Consider the following 17,640-nt stretch of genomic DNA (forward strand, 5'->3'; position numbering starts at 1 on the left):
TTGCTATGGATGTTTCTTTGATTGTTCCGATTGCAATGGAAGAAAAATTGCGTTTTGCTATTCGTGAAGGTGGTCGTACTGTCGGTGCAGGTATCGTTTCTAAAATTATTGAGTAGTAATGGTTTTTTGGGTCTGTATCTGGGATGTTTTGTGAAATAGGGGTATAGCTCAGTTGGTAGAGCGGCGGTCTCCAAAACCGCAGGTCGCGGGTTCGAACCCTGCTGCCCCTGCCAAGTGTCGGTTTTTTTTGGTGAAAGATGAAATGGTTGCTTCTTTCGCTTTTTTTTCTATGGGGCTTGTTTTTTTGTGTGTGAATCGTTATTGGATAGGGGGTGATGGAGTCACATGAGGTTGGAGATTGTTTTTTTTGTATTTTTGTTTTCTCTGTTTGTTGTGTTGATCACGGTGGGATTAAAAAAAGAGTATAGTGTGACTGATGGCGTTTAAAACCAATCCGATTTCCTTTTTTAAGCAAGTTTATGCAGAGACAGCTAAAGTGAAGTGGCCTACACGTCGCGAGACTGTAGTTTCTACTTTTATGGTGTTGTTGGTGACCGCGTTGGCTTCGGCTTTCTTTTTTGTTGTGGATCAGGTTATACATTTTGTTATGTGGCAGGGTATTGATCTTCTGAAGTATTTTTTTAGTTGATGTAATGCAGGGAAGTGTGATCGTGGTTGCTCGTTGGTATATCGTTCAGGCCTATTCAAATTTTGAGAAGAAGGTAGCAGAGGCTATAGCCAAGGAGGCGAGGCAGAAGGGCCTTGATCATCTTTTCGAGAAGATTCTTGTTCCGACTGAGCGTGTTGTTGAGGTGCGCCGTGGTCGAAGGGTTGATGGTGAGCGTAAGTTTTTTCCTGGCTATGTCCTGCTTCGTGTTGAATTAACGGATGAAGTTTATCACCTCATTAAAAGTACTCCGAAGGTGACGGGTTTTTTGGGTTCTGATTCACGTCCTATTCCTATTTCCGATCAAGAAGCTGAGCAGATCCTCAGGCAAGTTCAGGAAGGTGTCGAATCTCCAAAATCTTCTGTGCTGTTTGAGGTTGGTGAGCAGGTTCGTGTTGCTGATGGTCCTTTTGTTTCGTTTAATGGTGTCGTTCAAGAGGTTGAAGAGGAGCGTTCTCGCCTTAAGGTTGAGGTACTGATTTTTGGACGTCCTACGCCTGTTGATTTGGAGTTTAGTCAGGTTGAGAAGCTATGATTTGTTTGGGGTGATTTAATCATTTTTTTTGGTGACACCGCGGGAGGTGAGTGTGTTTTTTTTTGTTGGTTTTTGTGATCGGGGTTGTGCAGCTGCAGTGGGTAGTTGGTGAAGCGGATTGCCGGTGCATTAATAAATAAGGGCGAATTGTTATGGCAAAGAAAATTATAGGTCAACTAAAATTGCAGGTTCCTGCGGGTTCTGCTACTCCGTCTCCACCTATCGGTCCTGCTCTTGGTCAGCGCGGTATAAACATTATGGAGTTTTGTAAGGCGTTTAATGCGGCTACGCAGGATGTTGAGAAGGGTTCGCCGGTTCCTGTGATTATAACTTATTATCAGGATAAGTCTTTTACGTTTTCTTTAAAAACTCCTCCTGTGTCGTTTTTGTTGAAGAGGGGAGCGGATTTAAAATCTGGCTCAAAAGAGCCTGGGAAGGTTTTTGTGGGTAAGATTTCTCGTGATAAAATTCATTCGATTGCGGAAATGAAGATGAAAGATCTTAATGCAAATGATATTGAGGCGGCAATGCGTATGGTTGAAGGCTCTGCTCGCTCTATGGGTCTGGAAGTTGTGGGCTAATGTTATGGGAAGAATTGCGAAAAGGATAAAAAATATTCGTGAAGGTGTTGAGTTTGATAAGCTTTATGCTTTGGCGGATGCTGTCACTATGGTTAAAGAGCGTGCAGTTGCTAAATTTGATGAGACGATTGAAGTTTCAATGAATTTGGGGGTTGATCCTCGTCATGCAGATCAAATGGTTCGGGGCGTCGCTCATCTACCTAATGGGACTGGACGAAATGTTCGTGTTGCCGTTTTTGCGCGTGGAGATAAAGCCAGGGAAGCTGAATCTGCCGGTGCAGATATCGTGGGAGCGGAAGATTTATTTGAGAGTATTAGCAGCGGTGTGATTAATTTTGATCGTTGTATTGCGACTCCAGATATGATGCCACTCGTTGGTCGTCTTGGTAAGATTCTTGGTCCGCGGAGTTTGATGCCGAATCCGAAAGTTGGGACCGTAGCGCTTGATGTCGCTGGTGCGGTTAAAGCTTCCAAGGGTGGTGCTGTTGAGTTTCGTGTTGAGAAGGCTGGTATTGTTCATGCTGGGATAGGTAAAGCCTCTTTCGGGGTCGAGGAAATAGTTGAGAATATTAAAGCTCTCGCTAGTGCGGTTGTTAAGGCTAAGCCGCAAGGTGCAAAAGGTGAGTATGTCAGGCGTGTTTCAGTTTCTTCAACGATGGGTGTTGGAGTTAAGGTTGATCCTGCTACGGTTCGTTCGGAATAGGCTTGGTAGGTTTGTGGTTTTGTTTTTTTTGGGTGTGTGAGTATTATTGAATTATATTTTTGGGTGTCGGTTTTGATCGATGTCTTGCTATCTGGGCTTTATTGAGCTTAGATTGTTCCGGGAGGGATTCCGGAATGTCCTGTCCGAGATTGTGGGTGATGCGTTGAGTGTCTTAATAAAAGTTCCTGCATGAGACTGGGTAAAAGCTGTAGAGTTAGAAAACTTAAAGGGTTTGAGCCAGGGTTGCCTTTGATCGTTATTCGTGAAAAAGGGGACAGGATCCTCGTCGATGGTGTGAAGTATTTTATGCTATTAGGTGTAAGGTATTTTATGCTATTAAAGGTAACCAGCGGGTTTGTTTTAGGCAAATCCGTTAAACGGAGAGATGTAGTGAATAGAGCGGAAAAACGCGAGTTTGTTACGTGGTTGAATGAGGCTTTCAAGAAGTCTGGTTCTATCATTGTTGCGCATTATTCTGGCCTGACAGTTTCTCAGATGAGCGATCTTCGCTCGAGAATGGGAGAAGCTGGTGGTGCTGTTAGAGTCGCCAAAAACCGTCTTGCTAAAATTGCTCTTCAGGGCACAGGATCTGAATCAATAGTGAATTTGTTTACCGGACAAACTCTCATTGCTTATTCAGAAGATCCAGTTACGGCGCCAAAAGTTGCTGTTGAATTTGCGAAGAATAATGATCGATTTGTGATTCTTGGTGGTTCAATGGGTGCGATCAATTTGAGTGTAGATGCCGTGAAGTCTTTGGCTTCATTGCCGTCATTAAATGAATTGCGGGCGAAGCTTGTGGGTATGATTTCTACTCCCGCAACTCGTGTTGCTCAGATTGTTAATGCGCCTGCTGGTCAGGTTGCGCGTGTTATTGGTGCGTATGCCCGGGAGGATAGGGCGGCTTAAGGTTGTTTTGTGTTCATGTGAATGGGAGGGCCTCGGTGCTTTCCTGTTTTTTCGGATGAATTTTAAGTGATGGTTCAAACTTTTTAATTGAAGGAATTTAAAAATGGCTGATCTAGCAAAGATCGTGGAAGATCTTTCTAATTTGACTCTTTTGGAAGCTGCAGAGCTTTCTAAGTTACTTGAAGAAAAATGGGGAGTTTCGGCTGCTGCTCCTGTTGCGGTTGCTGCTGTTGGTGGTGCTGGTGGTGCTCCGGTCGTTGAAGAGAAGACGGAGTTCGATGTCATTCTTGTTGAGGGTGGAGCTCAGAAAATTAACGTTATTAAAGAGGTACGTGCTCTTACGGGGCTTGGCCTTAAAGAGGCTAAGGATCTCGTTGAAGGAGCTCCGAAGCCTGTTAAAGAAGGCGCATCTAAGGATGAAGCAGAAAAGATTAAGTCTCAACTTGAAGCAGCTGGTGCAAAGGTTGAGCTTAAGTAAAATTATCACTGGCGGGCATTTGTGTTCGCCATTCTCTTTCTTTTTAGAAAAGAGAACGAGGTCGGTAAAACTCCCCCCCCAGCGTACGAGAATTGTTTTGGGTGTGAGTTTTTGTTTTAGTATCTATCTGCCGTATCTCGAGTTAAGTGGGTGATAGGTATTGGTAAGGTGTTTTGATGGTGCTCTTAACGGGCATTAAGTGAACTGGTCTGCATATGTAGGTTGATTGTGCAGGTTAATGATGTAAAGCCTTCGAGGTTGAGTTTGCCTTGAAGGGTAAAGATCGAGGAGCGACAATGGCTCAGACCCCGGCGATGACATCTCAATTCAATGGCCGTAGGCGCGTACGTAAGTTTTTTGGTAAAATTCCTGAAGTGGCGGAAATGCCGAATCTTATTGAGGTTCAAAAGGCGTCATACGATCAGTTTCTTATGATTGAGGAACCGAAAGGTGGCCGTCCAAATGAAGGCTTGCAAGCTGTCTTTAAATCGGTATTTCCTATTTCAGATTTTTCTGGTACGGCCATGCTTGAATTTGTTGGCTACGAGTTTGATTTGCCGAAGTTTGATGTTGAAGAATGTCGTCAGCGCGATTTGACTTATGCAGCGCCATTAAAGGTGATACTGCGGCTGATTGTTTTTGATGTCGATGAAGATACAGGTTCAAAGGATATTAAAGATATTAAGGAGCAGGGCGTCTATATGGGTGATATGCCCTTAATGACGACGAATGGAACCTTTATCGTTAATGGTACTGAGCGTGTTATTGTTTCACAAATGCATCGTTCTCCAGGAGTCTTTTTTGATCATGATAAAGGGAAGTCGCATTCTTCGGGGAAGCTGCTTTTTGCTGCGCGTGTGATTCCGTATCGTGGATCGTGGCTTGATATAGAGTTTGACGCCAAAGATGTTATTTACGCTCGCATTGATAGGCGGCGTAAGATTCCTGTTACAAGCCTATTGATGGCTTTGGGTATGGATGCGTCAGATATTCTGTCCACTTTTTATAACAAGGTTTCTTATGAAAGGGATGGAGATGGTTGGCGCATCCCTTATTCTGTTGACCGGTTTAAGGGGATGATGCTCGTTTCTGATCTAGTAGATGCAGATAGTGGTGAGGTAGTTGCTGAAGCTGGTAAAAAGTTAACGGTTCGTACTGCAAAGTCTTTGGCGGAGAAGGGGCTGAAGGCGGTTAAGATTAGTGAAGATGATTTATTAGGGTCTTATTTGGCGGAGGATATAGTTAATTATCAGACAGGTGAGATTTATCTCGAAGCTGGTGATGAAATTGATGAAAAAACGCTGAAAGTTTTGTCTGAGGTCGGTGCTGATCAAATTAATATTCTTGACATTGATCACATGAATATTGGGGCGTATATTCGCAACACCTTAAAAGTAGACAAAAATGAAAGTCGGCAGGATGCGTTGTTTGATATTTATCGGGTGATGCGTCCAGGGGAGCCGCCGACGATGGATACAGCGGAAGCCATGTTCCGTTCGTTATTTTTTGATCCTGAGCGTTATGATCTTTCGGCTGTTGGACGTGTAAAAATGAATTTACGCATGGACATTGATTGTCCAGATACGGTTCGTATTCTGCGTCAAGAAGATATTCTTGCTGTTGTTAAGATGTTGGTTGAGCTGCGTGATGGTCGTGGTGAGATCGATGACATTGATAATCTTGGCAATCGTCGCGTTCGATCGGTTGGAGAGTTGATGGAAAATCAATATCGCATTGGTTTGCTTCGCATGGAGCGCGCAATAAAAGAGCGTATGTCATCGGTTGAAATTGACACTGTTATGCCACAAGATTTGATCAATGCGAAGCCGGCAGCAGCGGCTGTTCGCGAATTTTTTGGCTCTTCACAATTATCTCAGTTTATGGATCAAACTAATCCATTATCGGAAATTACTCATAAACGTCGTCTTTCTGCTCTTGGTCCGGGTGGTCTAACTCGTGAGCGTGCGGGTTTTGAAGTTCGTGATGTGCATCCTACACATTACGGTCGTATTTGTCCTATCGAAACTCCGGAGGGTCCGAATATTGGCCTTATTAATTCTTTGGCGACGTTTGCGCGGGTTAATAAATATGGCTTTATTGAGAGTCCGTATCGCAAAATTATTGATGGTAAGGTAACGACGGAAGTTGTTTATCTTTCTGCTATGGAAGAGTCAAAGCACTACGTTGCACAGGCGAATTCTTCGTTGGATTCTGAGGGGCGTTTTACAGAAGAGTTTGTTGTTTGCCGTCATTCAGGTGAAGTTTTGATGGCTCCGCGAAGTCATATTGATTTGATGGATGTTTCGCCAAAGCAGTTAGTTTCAGTTGCTGCTGCTCTCATTCCATTTTTGGAAAATGATGATGCTAACCGTGCGCTGATGGGGTCGAATATGCAGCGTCAGGCGGTGCCGCTTGTGCGGACTGAGGCGCCATTTGTAGGGACAGGAATGGAATCTGTGGTTGCTCGCGATTCTGGGGCTGCAATTGTTGCGAAGCGTGGGGGGGTTGTTGATCAGGTTGATGCGACGCGTATTGTTATTCGTGCTACAGAAGATTTGGATCCTTCGAAGTCCGGTGTTGATATTTATCGTTTACAAAAATTTCAGCGTTCTAATCAATCTACTTGTATCAATCAGCGTCCCCTTGTGCATGTTGGTGATCGAATAGAAAAGGGGGATATCATCGCGGATGGTCCGTCTACGGATCTTGGTGATTTAGCTCTCGGATGGAATGTTCTTGTGGCGTTTATGCCTTGGAATGGTTACAATTATGAAGATTCTATCTTGCTTTCTGAACGCATAGTTGCTGATGATGTTTTTACTTCGATTCATATCGAAGAATTTGAAGTTGCTGCACGTGATACAAAGCTGGGTCCAGAAGAAATTACGCGTGATATTCCTAATGTTGCGGAAGAGGCGTTAAGAAATCTTGATGAAGCTGGTATTGTTTATATTGGAGCTGAAGTTCAGCCCGGTGATATCCTGGTTGGCAAGATCACACCAAAAGGTGAAAGTCCTATGACTCCAGAAGAAAAGCTTCTGCGTGCGATATTTGGAGAAAAGGCTTCAGATGTCCGTGATACTTCTATGCGAATGCCGCCTGGGACTTTTGGGACTGTTGTTGAAGTTCGTGTTTTTAATCGTCATGGTGTTGGAAAAGATGAGCGGGCGATGGCAATCGAGCGTGAAGAGATTGAGCGTTTGGCTAAGGACCGTGATGATGAACAGTCAATCCTTGATCGTAATGTTTATGCGCGTCTTGCGGATATGTTAGCTGGTAAGTTTGCTGTAGAGGGCCCAAAGGGGTTTTCAAGAGGTGAGAAACTCGACAGTGCAGTTATGGGGCATTATCCACGCTCGCAATGGTGGCAGTTTGCTGTTGAAGATGAAAAGCTTCAGAATGAAATTGAAGCTTTACGTAAGCAATATGATGAGTCAAAAGAAGCTTTGCAGCGTCGTTTTATGGATAAGGTTGAGAAAGTCCAAAGAGGCGATGAGATGCCCCCTGGTGTCATGAAGATGGTGAAGGTTTTTGTGGCTGTGAAGCGCAAAATTCAACCAGGCGATAAGATGGCGGGACGGCACGGGAATAAGGGTGTTGTGTCGCGTATTCTTCCGATAGAAGATATGCCTTTTCTTGAAGATGGGACGCATGCTGACATTGTGTTGAATCCGCTCGGTGTGCCTAGCCGTATGAATGTTGGTCAAATTCTTGAGACGCATCTTGGCTGGGCTTGTGCGGGTATGGGTAAAAAAATTGGCGATTTGGTGAATTTTTATAAAGAAACCGGAGATATACTTCCTTTACGTCAGCGTATTGAGGATTTTATCCCCGATAATGATCGTAATGAGCCGGTGCGTCAGTATGATAATGAGAGTCTCTACAAGTTGGCATTGCAGATGAAGAAGGGAGTATCTGTAGCTACACCTGTCTTTGATGGAGCCCACGAAGTTGATATTAACACGATGTTGGAGGATGCAGGCCTGGATAGTTCGGGACAGGTCACGCTTTATGATGGACGTACTGGGGAGCCTTTTGATCGTCCGGTGACAGTGGGGTATATTTATATGCTCAAATTGCATCATCTTGTTGACGATAAGATTCACGCTCGTTCAATCGGTCCTTACTCACTTGTTACGCAACAGCCGTTAGGCGGTAAGGCGCAATTTGGCGGTCAGCGTTTTGGTGAAATGGAGGTCTGGGCGCTTGAAGCGTATGGTGCTGCGTACACTTTGCAAGAAATGTTAACGGTTAAATCGGATGATGTGGCTGGACGGACGAAAGTTTATGAGGCAATTGTACGCGGTGACGATACGTTTGAGGCTGGTATACCTGAGAGCTTTAATGTGTTGGTGAAAGAAATGCGTTCGCTTGCTCTTGATGTCGAACTTGATGATGCACGTGAACTTATTGCTCAGCGGGCGTCATCTGATACGGTAGAGCAGTGATTTATGGAGCGCATTGGGGGGGTGCGTTCTGGTTGTTCGGGGAAATTAAAAAAGAAACTTCTATTGGAATGGAACAGGCAGTTTTGAAAGTGGAAACAGCTTTTGAGTCGGTGTCTGTAGTGAAATTAGGGAACTTTATAATGGGTTCTAAGAATCTTTGAAGGAGAACGGCATGAACCATGAGGTCATGAATCTTTTCAATCCTCAGACATCGGCGCAGACATTTGACTCTATTCGTATTTCAATAGCGAGTCCTGAGAAGATTTTGTCTTGGTCATACGGTGAAATCAAGAAACCTGAGACAATTAATTATAGGACTTTTAAGCCAGAGCGTGATGGTCTTTTCTGCGCACGTATATTTGGTCCGATTAAAGATTATGAGTGCCTTTGTGGCAAGTATAAGCGCATGAAGTACAAGGGTATTATATGCGAAAAGTGTGGTGTAGAAGTCACCCTCTCCCGCGTACGTCGTGAGCGTATGGGGCATATTGAGCTTGCAGCTCCGGTTGCTCATATTTGGTTTCTTAAATCTTTGCCTGGTCGTATTTCTACTCTTTTGGATCTAACTTTAAAGGATATAGAGCGTGTTCTCTATTTTGAAAATTATATCGTGACTGAACCGGGTTTGACGTCTCTCAAGTTGCATCAGCTTCTTTCTGAAGAGGAGTATATGCTTGCTGTTGATGAGTTTGGAGAGGATCAGTTTACGGCTATGATTGGTGCTGAAGCTATTTATGAGCTTTTGGCTGGCATGGAGTTGGAGAAAACGGCGAATGATTTGCGTGTTGAATTGTCTGAAACAACTTCGGAATTAAAACAGAAAAAACTGATTAAGCGGCTAAAGATTGTCGAGAATTTTCTTGAGTCTGGTAACAGACCAGAGTGGATGATTATGAAGACGATTCCGGTTATTCCGCCGGATTTACGTCCGTTGGTTCCGCTTGATGGTGGGCGTTTTGCGACATCGGATTTAAACGATCTTTACAGACGGGTTATAAATCGTAATAATCGATTAAAACGGTTGATTGAATTACGCGCTCCTGGGATTATCGTTCGTAATGAAAAGCGTATGGTGCAGGAGGCCGTTGATGCGTTGTTTGATAACGGCCGTCGTGGGCGCATGATTACTGGAGCAAACAAGCGTCCTCTGAAATCACTTTCGGATATGTTGAAAGGAAAGCAGGGGCGTTTCCGTCAGAATTTGCTTGGTAAACGCGTCGATTATTCGGGTCGTTCTGTTATCGTTACGGGTCCTGAATTAAAACTGCACCAATGTGGTCTTCCCAAAAAGATGGCTCTTGAATTGTTTAAGCCATTTATTTATGCGCGGCTTGATGCAAAGGGTTATTCGTCAACTGTAAAGCAGGCAAAAAAGCTCGTTGAAAAAGAGCATCCAGAGGTTTGGGATATTTTAGATGAGGTTATCCGCGAGCATCCCGTTTTGTTAAATCGTGCGCCGACGTTGCACCGTTTAGGGATACAGGCTTTCGAGCCTATTTTGATTGAAGGAAAGGCTATACAGCTTCATCCGTTAGTCTGTACTGCTTTTAATGCAGATTTTGATGGTGACCAGATGGCGGTTCATATCCCCCTTTCTCTTGAGGCACAGCTTGAAGCACGCGTTTTGATGATGTCCACTAATAATATTCTTCATCCAGCTAATGGTGCACCGATCATTGTGCCGTCACAGGATATGGTTCTTGGCCTTTACTATCTTTCAATTGTCTTTGAGAAAGAGCCAGGCGAGGGAATGGCATTTTCTGATATGGGAGAACTGCACCATGCTTTGGAAAATAAAGTGATAACCCTCCATACAAGGATCAAGGGTCGTTTTAAGAACATTGATGAAGAAGGAAAAGAGGTTCCTAAGCTTTATGATACGACGCCTGGCCGCTTGATAATTGGCGAGCTTTTGCCAAAAAATCGGAATATTTCTTTTGATATTGTTAATCAAGAGATGACTAAGAAGAATATTTCCAAAATGATTGATCAGGTTTATAGGCATTGTGGGCAGAAGGAGACTGTTATTTTTTGTGATCGCATCATGCAGCTTGGTTTTTCTCACGCTTGTCGTGCTGGAATTTCTTTTGGTAAAGATGACATGGTTATTCCCGATAGTAAATCGCGTTTGGTTGCTGAAACAGAAGCGTTGGCCAAAGAATATGAGCAACAATATAATGACGGTTTGATTACGCAGGGTGAAAAATATAATAAGGTTGTGGATGCTTGGGGAAAATGTACTGATCGTGTTGCGTATGAAATGATGAAGCGTATTCAGGCTGTTGGGTTTGATCCTAAGACGGGCCGTCAACGGCAGATGAATTCGATCTACATGATGTCGCATTCTGGGGCGCGTGGTTCTGCTAATCAGATGAAGCAGTTGGCTGGTATGCGTGGGTTGATGGCAAAGCCTTCGGGTGAGATCATTGAAACGCCGATTATTTCAAACTTTAAGGAGGGGCTAACTGTTAATGAGTATTTTAACTCGACTCATGGTGCACGTAAGGGGCTTGCTGATACTGCGTTAAAGACCGCTAACTCTGGTTATTTAACACGGCGTCTCGTTGACGTCGCTCAGGATGCTATTATTTCAGCTGTTGATTGTGGCACTGCCAAGGGTTTGACTATTCAGCCGATTGTTGACGCCGGGCAGATTGTTGCCTCTCTTGGTCAGAGAATTCTCGGTCGTACGGCGCTTACTGATATTTTGCACCCAGTTTCTGGAGAGGTTATTCTTGAGGGTGGTGCAATGATTGAGGAGGCTGATGTTATTAAGATTGAGGAAGCTGGGATTCAATCTGTTCAAATTCGCTCTGCTTTAACATGTGAAACGCGTCTTGGTGTTTGTGCTAAGTGTTACGGTCGCGATTTGGCGCGTGGAACACCGGTTAATCAAGGTGAAGCTGTTGGTGTTATTGCAGCTCAGTCTATTGGCGAGCCAGGGACTCAGCTCACTATGCGTACTTTTCACTTAGGTGGAACTGCCCAAGTTGTTGACTCATCGTATTTAGAGGCATCTTATGAAGGTACGGTGGAGATTCGTAATCGCAATGTTGTTCGCAATTCAGAGGGTCGTTCGGTCGTTATGGGGCGCAATGTAGCCGTAGTTATCAAAGATGAAACTGGGAAAGAGTGCATTGTACACCGTGTCAGCTACGGTGCGCATATTTTTGTTGATGATGGTGATGTTGTTAAACGTGGTCAGCGTATAGCAGAATGGGATCCTTATACGCGTCCTGTTTTGACCGAAGTTGATGGCTATGTCGGCTTTGAAGATATGATTGACGGTTTATCGGTTACAGAGACGGCGGATGAGTCTACGGGTATCACAAAGCGTTTGGTTGTTGATTGGCGGGCTAATCCACGTGGTTCCGAGCTGAAACCGGCTATTGTTATCCACACGGATGAAAAGAATGGGGTTGTAGCCAGGTTATATAAAGGGGGTGAAGCTCGGTATATGATGTCGGTGGATACTATTCTTTCTGTGGAATTGGGTGCTCGTGTGAAAGCAGGGGATGTTATTGCTCGTTTACCTATGGAGAGTGCTAAAACAAAAGATATCACAGGTGGTTTGCCACGTGTAGCTGAGCTTTTTGAAGCGAGGCATCCAAAAGATCACGCTATTATTTCTGAAATTAGTGGTACGATACGGTTTGGTCGTGGTTATAAAAATAAGCGCCGTATCATTATTGAGCCAAATGATAAATCCCTTGAGCAAGTGGAATACTTGATTCCAAAGGGCAAGTTGTTTCATTTTCAGGAAGGTGATCAAATTGAAAAGGGGGATTATATCCTCGATGGTAATCCGGCGCCTCATGATATTTTGGCAATTAAGGGTGTTGAGGCGTTGGCGTCTTATCTTGTTAATGAAATTCAGGAAGTTTATCGTTTGCAGGGTGTTTTAATTAATGATAAGCACATTGAAGTTATTGTTCGTCAAATGTTGCAAAAAGTTGAGATCACTGAATCTGGGGATTCTGGTTATATTCCAGGCGATCATGTTGATCGTATTGAATTAGATGAAATCAATGATAATTTGGTTTCCGAAGGCAAGAAGCCTGCGTCTGGTAATCCCATTCTTCTTGGAATTACAAAGGCGTCTCTTCAAACGCCGTCGTTTATTTCCGCTGCGTCATTTCAGGAAACAACTCGAGTGCTTACCGAGGCAGCGGTTTCTGGGAAAATTGATACTCTGCAGGGACTTAAAGAAAATGTTATTGTCGGTCGTCTCATTCCTGCAGGTACGGGTGGTACGATCGCTCAGATTCGTCGTATTGCTTCAGTGCGTGACGATTTGATTGTAGACGAGCGGTATAAGTCCAACAATGAAGGAGCGGCTAAGGCTATGCTGACGAATATGGCGACTGATGTTGTAGCTAAATAATTTGAATGCGTACAAACTACTGCTAGGATGTATGAGTATAAAATCAGGTGTCCTATTGGTTTTAGGTTATGGGGGGGTCTGTTGGAGTGGTATGCTACGGTTCAAAAGGGGGGGGTATTTTTGTGTGTTTAGCATTTATTCTTCGGATAGAGTCTTTTATTCGTGAAGCTAGGGTGGGGTCTGTTTTAAATGTACTCAAATTAGAAAAAGCGAGTGGAACAAGCGGAGTGTATCGGTTGACTTTATTATGAGGGAGAATGGTGGGTTATTTGAGAAGCGGTTACTCGATATCTTTAAGAGATTTTTTTAGTTAATTGGTGTTCTTTTAAAGTGGTAAGAAAAAAATAGTGAAATAGCCGAAATATTTTTTGATGGCGGAGTTATTTCTTGCGGAATGTAGAAGAAATACAGGGTGTGTGTATATGATAAAGGGATTTTATACTTATCGTTATCATAATATTTTACCAAGTTAAAGAAATAAAAGAGATATAAACTTCTCGATGATCAGTGCATTATGCTTAAAATGTACTTGGGGGGGATTTTTTAAATTTCCCTTTGTATAGAATGTCAAAAGAAACTTTTAACAAAAGTTGTGAATCATAAATCTGTGACCGGTACATTAACGGCTTATAATTTTCAGTTAACTTCAAAATTTTTTAATTTCACAATGGATGATGTAGAAGGGGGGCAGTGGATTGTTTGATGAAAAATGAAATCGGAAGTTTACCTTTTAAAATGGTGTTATTATTGGTAAGAGAGTCATTAGAATAAATAAAAACAAACTAAAAATAGTTTCTTTTGCAGATGTGGTTGTTGTGAAATTGAGTGAAGCAGAGTTATTCAATGAAGAGATGACTGATTGCAGAGCTTTGCACTAAGCGATAGATGGTCGTGAAAAGATTTCTAAAGATCAATGTGCTGCTGATGTAATTTGTACTATCTTACAGAACAACAAAACTTCTCTGTTTGTGAAGAAAAACAGTGAATCTACTAATGATTTTTATTTGCTCTTGGATAATGGAGATGTCGTTCGGGTGTCATCTTGTACCGCAGTGAGAGTTTTAATACAATTATTTTCACTTCTAGGTACTCTATAGATATAAAAAAGAAAACTACCAGTCCGTGCTAGCGGTTTTTATAAGTCTTATAATTCCAGGCTATATTTAAGGGAAGATAATGAATGGGTCGAGGAATTCAAAGCGGTGTGTAATCAAAACTAGATAAAGTCCAGTGACACAAAAAAGTGTTCAAAAGAAATCCCCAATCTGCTTCACTATATTGTAAAGACCGGGGGGCGGTGACGCGGAACTGAAAAAACAAAAAAACCCAAAGAGTTTTTGCAAAAAAGAGAAGACTTCATTCTTAGATCAAAAGAAATAAATTTTTCAATAAATTCTTTAGGTGTCCAATTCAACGCCATTTTCACAAATAATTCGCAATTAGTGGCGGAATTGTGCACTCCAATGTGGCAATAAAATGTCAAGATGTTGTCTAATAAGTAAATTTGAGCGGGAATTTTAGGTGATTGTTTAAATTTTGTATCGTTGCTTTTTGCACAATTTAGAAAATATTGGGAGGTTTGAAAATTTGGCTAAGTTAAGATATTAGTATTAACTTTTGAAGAGTCATTTCATTTTTTATGAAGGGCAGTTCGTTTTAACTTGATTAATAACGCTAGCGGGCTGGGGAGTCTTTTGTTTTGTAAAAGTATATCATGCGGAAAACAGTATGGTTTTTTATTGAGACTGATTATTATTAAAAATAGCAATGACTTATTTTTTATTACAGAGAAGAAATGACGAGAGAAAACAAAAATGGTGGATTCTTCTAAGGGGATTTTTCAATCTATTTTGTCGCGAAAATCGATTCGGGCTTTTACTGATCAGCCTGTTTCGCAGAAAATAGTCGAAGAAATTCTAAAACTTGCAGCGCGTTCTCCTTCTGGGGCGAATATCCAGCCTTGGCAGGTCATTGTTCTTACAGGAGAAGTGTTGGAACGAGTGGGACGAGAGCTTTCCCAGTTATCGCTGTCTGGTGTAGAAGGAGAGCGTGAATACGATTATTATCCACGTGAGTGGAGGGAGCCTTATATTTCTCGACGTCGAAAAGTGGGTTTAGACCTCTATAAAAGTCTTGGAATTCAGAAAGATGAGCAAGAAAAAATACTCCGCCAAAAGGCTCGAAATTTTTCATTCTTTGGCGCACCCGTAGGGTTTTTGTTCACGATGGATCGTGATATGGGAATTGGTAGTTGGCTTGATTTGGGTATTTTTATGCAGACCATTATGCTGGCAGCGCGCGGATTCGGATTAGATACTTGCCCACAGGCTGCTTTTGCCAATTATCATGAACAAATTCGCACATTGTTATCAATACCTTTTGATCGATGCGTCATTTGCGGTATGGCACTTGGTTACCGTGATGCAAGTGCTCCAGAAAATAATTTTGATACTGAACGTGCACCAATTCAAAATTTTGTGCGTTTTGCCGAATCTCATTCATAAAATATTTTTTACTGCTATTGAATATAAGACAACTCAAGATACATAGGAGGAGTTGGGTAGGGAATTTTTGTTCCTGTTTCATTTTGGTGTTGCATGTTAATGTTTATTTTACTACGTTCTCCTCGTCTGAATAGTATTTTCGGGGGCGTCGTTTGTTTTTCGAAGGTTGGCTATGGAAAGCGCTGTAGAGAAGAGATGTTGGCTTGTGGCGCGGCGGGCGACATTTGTGTTTATTGCCGTTATTTTCTTAGTTTATTTGGCAATATAGTTTTGATTTATTTGGCAATCAGTAAAATCGGTGAGGAAGCGCGTACCCTGGTTTTTTAGTTGATTTCGAGGTGTTCGTTGTTTTTATCTGTTTTTGATCTCTTTAAGATTGGTATTGGTCCTTCTAGCTCGCATACGATGGGGCCGATGGTTGCTGCTAATATGTTTTTGCAAGAGATTGTTAAGTGGAATTTGTTGCGTTCATCCCCTGCGAAGGTTTCTCATGTGCGTGTCTATCTTTATGGTTCATTGGCTTTTACGGGGATTGGTCACGCCACGGATAAGGCTGTTACGTTGGGGCTTTTGGGAAAAAACGCCTCCACTATTGATCCTGACTGTATAAGCCCGCTACTAGAGAAGGTTAAGCGTGAAAAGGAGGTGCAACCTGAGGGGCATCCCGCCTATAAATTTGATTTGCGTAATGATCTTATCTTTGAATGGAAGATAACCTTACCTGGACATGCCAACGGGCTCGCGTTTGAGGGACTTGATGCCGATGGAACTGTTCTTCTACGGCGGGTTTTCTATTCTATTGGTGGCGGTTTTGTTGTAACTGAAGATGAATTAAGCCATATGGGTTGTGGCGCACAGCCAGAGGCGCTTGATGTGCCTTATCCTTTTGATACTGCGAAGAATATGTTGTCGATGGCAGAGAAGTCTGGGTTGTCGATCGCTGAAATGAAGCGCATAAACGAAGAAACAAAAATAGAACGTTCTGCCCTCGATACTGGTCTTGATAAAATTTTTTCGACCATGGTTAGTTGTATTGATAGAGGGCTTTCAATGGAAGGTGAGTTGCCGGGTGAGTTGCATGTTCGAAGACGTGCTAAGGAATTACACGATAGGCTTTTAGAAAGTCAGAAGCGGAATTGCAATTATCCACTTTTGGCGAATGACTGGCTTTCTGTTTATGCTATGGCGGTGAATGAGGAGAATGCAGCCGGGGGCCGTGTCGTTACTGCACCGACAAATGGTGCGGCTGGTGTTGTTCCTGCGGTTTTGCGTTATTATATTCAGTTTAATGATGGATCAAATCAAGATGGGATACGTAACTTTCTGCTGACTGCAGCGGCCATTGGTGGCGTTATAAAGCATAATGCTTCTATTTCTGGCGCAGAAGTTGGTTGTCAGGGTGAGGTTGGAGCGGCGTCTTCGATGGCAGCTGCGGGGTTGACAGCGGCTTTGGGCGGGACGTCTGCTCAGATCGAAAATGCGGCGGAGATTGCTCTTGAGCATCATTTGGGAATGACGTGTGATCCAGTTGCGGGTCTTGTGCAGGTTCCTTGTATCGAGCGCAATGCAATGGGAGCTGTTAAGGCGGTGACAGCTTCTTCTCTTGCCTTACACGGCAATGGAAAGCATTTTGTTTCTCTTGATGCTTGTATAGAGACAATGCGTCAGACGGGACGCGATATGAGCGAACGCTACAAAGAAACGAGTAAAGCTGGGCTTGCAGTTAATGTGATATCTTGTTAATTTTTTTGTATTTCTAGTTTTGTGGATTTGTGTCTTATTATTGAGCTGTGGGTTAAGTGGCGACTGTGTTGCTTGAGTGAGGGGGGTGAGAGTCTACTCTTTATTAAATTGTTTGCAGGGATATTTTTTTTGAAGTTCCTAGTTAGCGCGCTTTGTTCCTCTACAGCTGCGAGAAAGTGTTGAGGAATACCCATATTCGGGCGCGATTCCCTTTTAGTATTGTCGGAGCGATTTTAAGAAATGGTCTATTTAGGGTTAAGAGATCGAGAATATATGGTCAAATATAATAAAACAAACTGTAGGGGAAAAGGTTGTTGTGATGAGACTATATATCTCAAAAAGATGGCGCGCGAACATTTTAATTAAAAAGCAGATTGCAAAGATCAAGTGAATTTAAGTATTCGTCGCGCCTAAGCGGATTTTAATAGGCACACCATCGCCTGTTTGGCTTACAACGCGTAAGTGAATGCGCACAGGGGGTATAGCTAAGCGGCGGCTTCTCGTTGTTTGGCAAATAAGGAGATTAACAAGATAGTGCGTGTTCAGCGTAGCAGGGGGAGTGTATTTGAAGCAAGCTAACTTTATCACGGCATCATGAAGAGAATGTAACGAAAGGGGATATGACTGCCTCAATAGTTTCCCTTTTTCTCGGGATGAAGCAGTAACGTTGTATGTCATGGAATTATCC

13 protein-coding genes and 1 tRNA gene are annotated in these 17,640 nt (G+C 42.9%); 13 read left to right on the forward strand and 1 reads right to left on the reverse strand.

Annotation, left to right across the window (positions count from 1 at the left end; translation table 11 throughout):
• The 13 genes from WCP75_RS03280 to WCP75_RS03340 all read left to right on the forward strand — a co-directional run.
• The coding region (locus WCP75_RS03280; protein WP_455578898.1) for an EF-Tu C-terminal domain-related protein at positions 1–116 on the forward strand (116 nt) is incomplete at its 5' end.
• Between the two features lie 41 nt (positions 117–157).
• A tRNA-Trp gene (locus tag WCP75_RS03285) sits at positions 158–233 on the forward strand.
• 203 nt (positions 234–436) lie between these two features.
• The gene (secE, locus tag WCP75_RS03290) at positions 437–649 is read left to right on the forward strand and encodes a preprotein translocase subunit SecE (RefSeq protein ID WP_336276828.1); all 213 of its coding nucleotides are present in this window, start codon (positions 437–439) and stop codon (positions 647–649) included.
• Between the two features lie 22 nt (positions 650–671).
• Positions 672–1,202 carry a transcription termination/antitermination protein NusG gene (gene nusG, locus WCP75_RS03295; RefSeq protein WP_336276871.1) on the forward strand — a complete coding sequence of 177 codons (531 nt, stop codon included), beginning with the start codon at positions 672–674 and terminating at the stop codon, positions 1,200–1,202.
• A 152-nt stretch (positions 1,203–1,354) separates the two neighbouring features.
• Positions 1,355–1,783 (forward strand): 50S ribosomal protein L11, encoded by a 429-nt coding sequence (gene rplK, locus WCP75_RS03300; RefSeq protein WP_336276829.1) that lies wholly within the window; start codon positions 1,355–1,357, stop codon positions 1,781–1,783.
• Positions 1,784–1,787: 4 nt separating this feature from the next.
• Positions 1,788–2,486 carry a 50S ribosomal protein L1 gene (rplA, locus tag WCP75_RS03305; protein WP_336276830.1) on the forward strand — a complete coding sequence of 233 codons (699 nt, stop codon included), beginning with the start codon at positions 1,788–1,790 and terminating at the stop codon, positions 2,484–2,486.
• A 390-nt stretch (positions 2,487–2,876) separates the two neighbouring features.
• The gene (gene rplJ / locus WCP75_RS03310; RefSeq protein ID WP_336276872.1) at positions 2,877–3,395 is read left to right on the forward strand and encodes a 50S ribosomal protein L10; all 519 of its coding nucleotides are present in this window, start codon (positions 2,877–2,879) and stop codon (positions 3,393–3,395) included.
• 103 nt (positions 3,396–3,498) lie between these two features.
• On the forward strand, positions 3,499–3,873 hold the full coding sequence (gene rplL / locus WCP75_RS03315; RefSeq protein ID WP_336276831.1) for a 50S ribosomal protein L7/L12: 375 nt from the start codon (positions 3,499–3,501) through the stop codon (positions 3,871–3,873).
• A gap of 296 nt (positions 3,874–4,169) precedes the next feature.
• Positions 4,170–8,321 carry a DNA-directed RNA polymerase subunit beta gene (gene rpoB, locus WCP75_RS03320; protein ID WP_336276832.1) on the forward strand — a complete coding sequence of 1,384 codons (4,152 nt, stop codon included), beginning with the start codon at positions 4,170–4,172 and terminating at the stop codon, positions 8,319–8,321.
• 172 nt (positions 8,322–8,493) lie between these two features.
• Positions 8,494–12,705, forward strand: coding sequence for a DNA-directed RNA polymerase subunit beta' (rpoC, locus tag WCP75_RS03325; protein WP_336276833.1), 4,212 nt, complete (start codon positions 8,494–8,496; stop codon positions 12,703–12,705).
• A gap of 1,814 nt (positions 12,706–14,519) precedes the next feature.
• The gene (locus WCP75_RS03330) at positions 14,520–15,209 is read left to right on the forward strand and encodes a nitroreductase (RefSeq protein WP_336276834.1); all 690 of its coding nucleotides are present in this window, start codon (positions 14,520–14,522) and stop codon (positions 15,207–15,209) included.
• Between the two features lie 93 nt (positions 15,210–15,302).
• Positions 15,303–15,536: a hypothetical protein gene (locus WCP75_RS03335; protein ID WP_336276835.1), complete on the forward strand. Its 234-nt coding sequence runs from the start codon at positions 15,303–15,305 to the stop codon at positions 15,534–15,536.
• Between the two features lie 18 nt (positions 15,537–15,554).
• A complete protein-coding gene (locus tag WCP75_RS03340) occupies positions 15,555–16,952 on the forward strand; it encodes an L-serine ammonia-lyase (protein WP_336276836.1) in 1,398 nt (465 codons plus the stop codon).
• 393 nt (positions 16,953–17,345) lie between these two features.
• Here the strand turns inward: WCP75_RS03340 and WCP75_RS03345 are convergent, their stop codons facing one another.
• On the reverse strand, positions 17,346–17,630 hold the full coding sequence (locus tag WCP75_RS03345; RefSeq protein ID WP_336276837.1) for a hypothetical protein: 285 nt from the start codon (positions 17,628–17,630) through the stop codon (positions 17,346–17,348).
• Positions 17,631–17,640: the final 10 nt, after the last annotated feature.

The organism is Bartonella numerosa, assembly GCF_037070845.1.
GTDB lineage: Bacteria > Pseudomonadota > Alphaproteobacteria > Rhizobiales > Rhizobiaceae > Bartonella.

Coding starts and splice junctions, on each gene's coding strand:
- WCP75_RS03335 (WP_336276835.1), top strand. CDS start 15,303: ATGTTAATGTTTATTTTACTACGTTCTCCTCGTCTGAATAGTATTTTC.
- secE (WP_336276828.1), top strand. CDS start 437: ATGGCGTTTAAAACCAATCCGATTTCCTTTTTTAAGCAAGTTTATGCA.
- WCP75_RS03345 (WP_336276837.1), bottom strand. CDS start 17,630: ATGACATACAACGTTACTGCTTCATCCCGAGAAAAAGGGAAACTATTG.
- rpoB (WP_336276832.1), top strand. CDS start 4,170: ATGGCTCAGACCCCGGCGATGACATCTCAATTCAATGGCCGTAGGCGC.
- rplA (WP_336276830.1), top strand. CDS start 1,788: ATGGGAAGAATTGCGAAAAGGATAAAAAATATTCGTGAAGGTGTTGAG.
- WCP75_RS03330 (WP_336276834.1), top strand. CDS start 14,520: ATGGTGGATTCTTCTAAGGGGATTTTTCAATCTATTTTGTCGCGAAAA.
- rplL (WP_336276831.1), top strand. CDS start 3,499: ATGGCTGATCTAGCAAAGATCGTGGAAGATCTTTCTAATTTGACTCTT.
- rpoC (WP_336276833.1), top strand. CDS start 8,494: ATGAACCATGAGGTCATGAATCTTTTCAATCCTCAGACATCGGCGCAG.
- rplK (WP_336276829.1), top strand. CDS start 1,355: ATGGCAAAGAAAATTATAGGTCAACTAAAATTGCAGGTTCCTGCGGGT.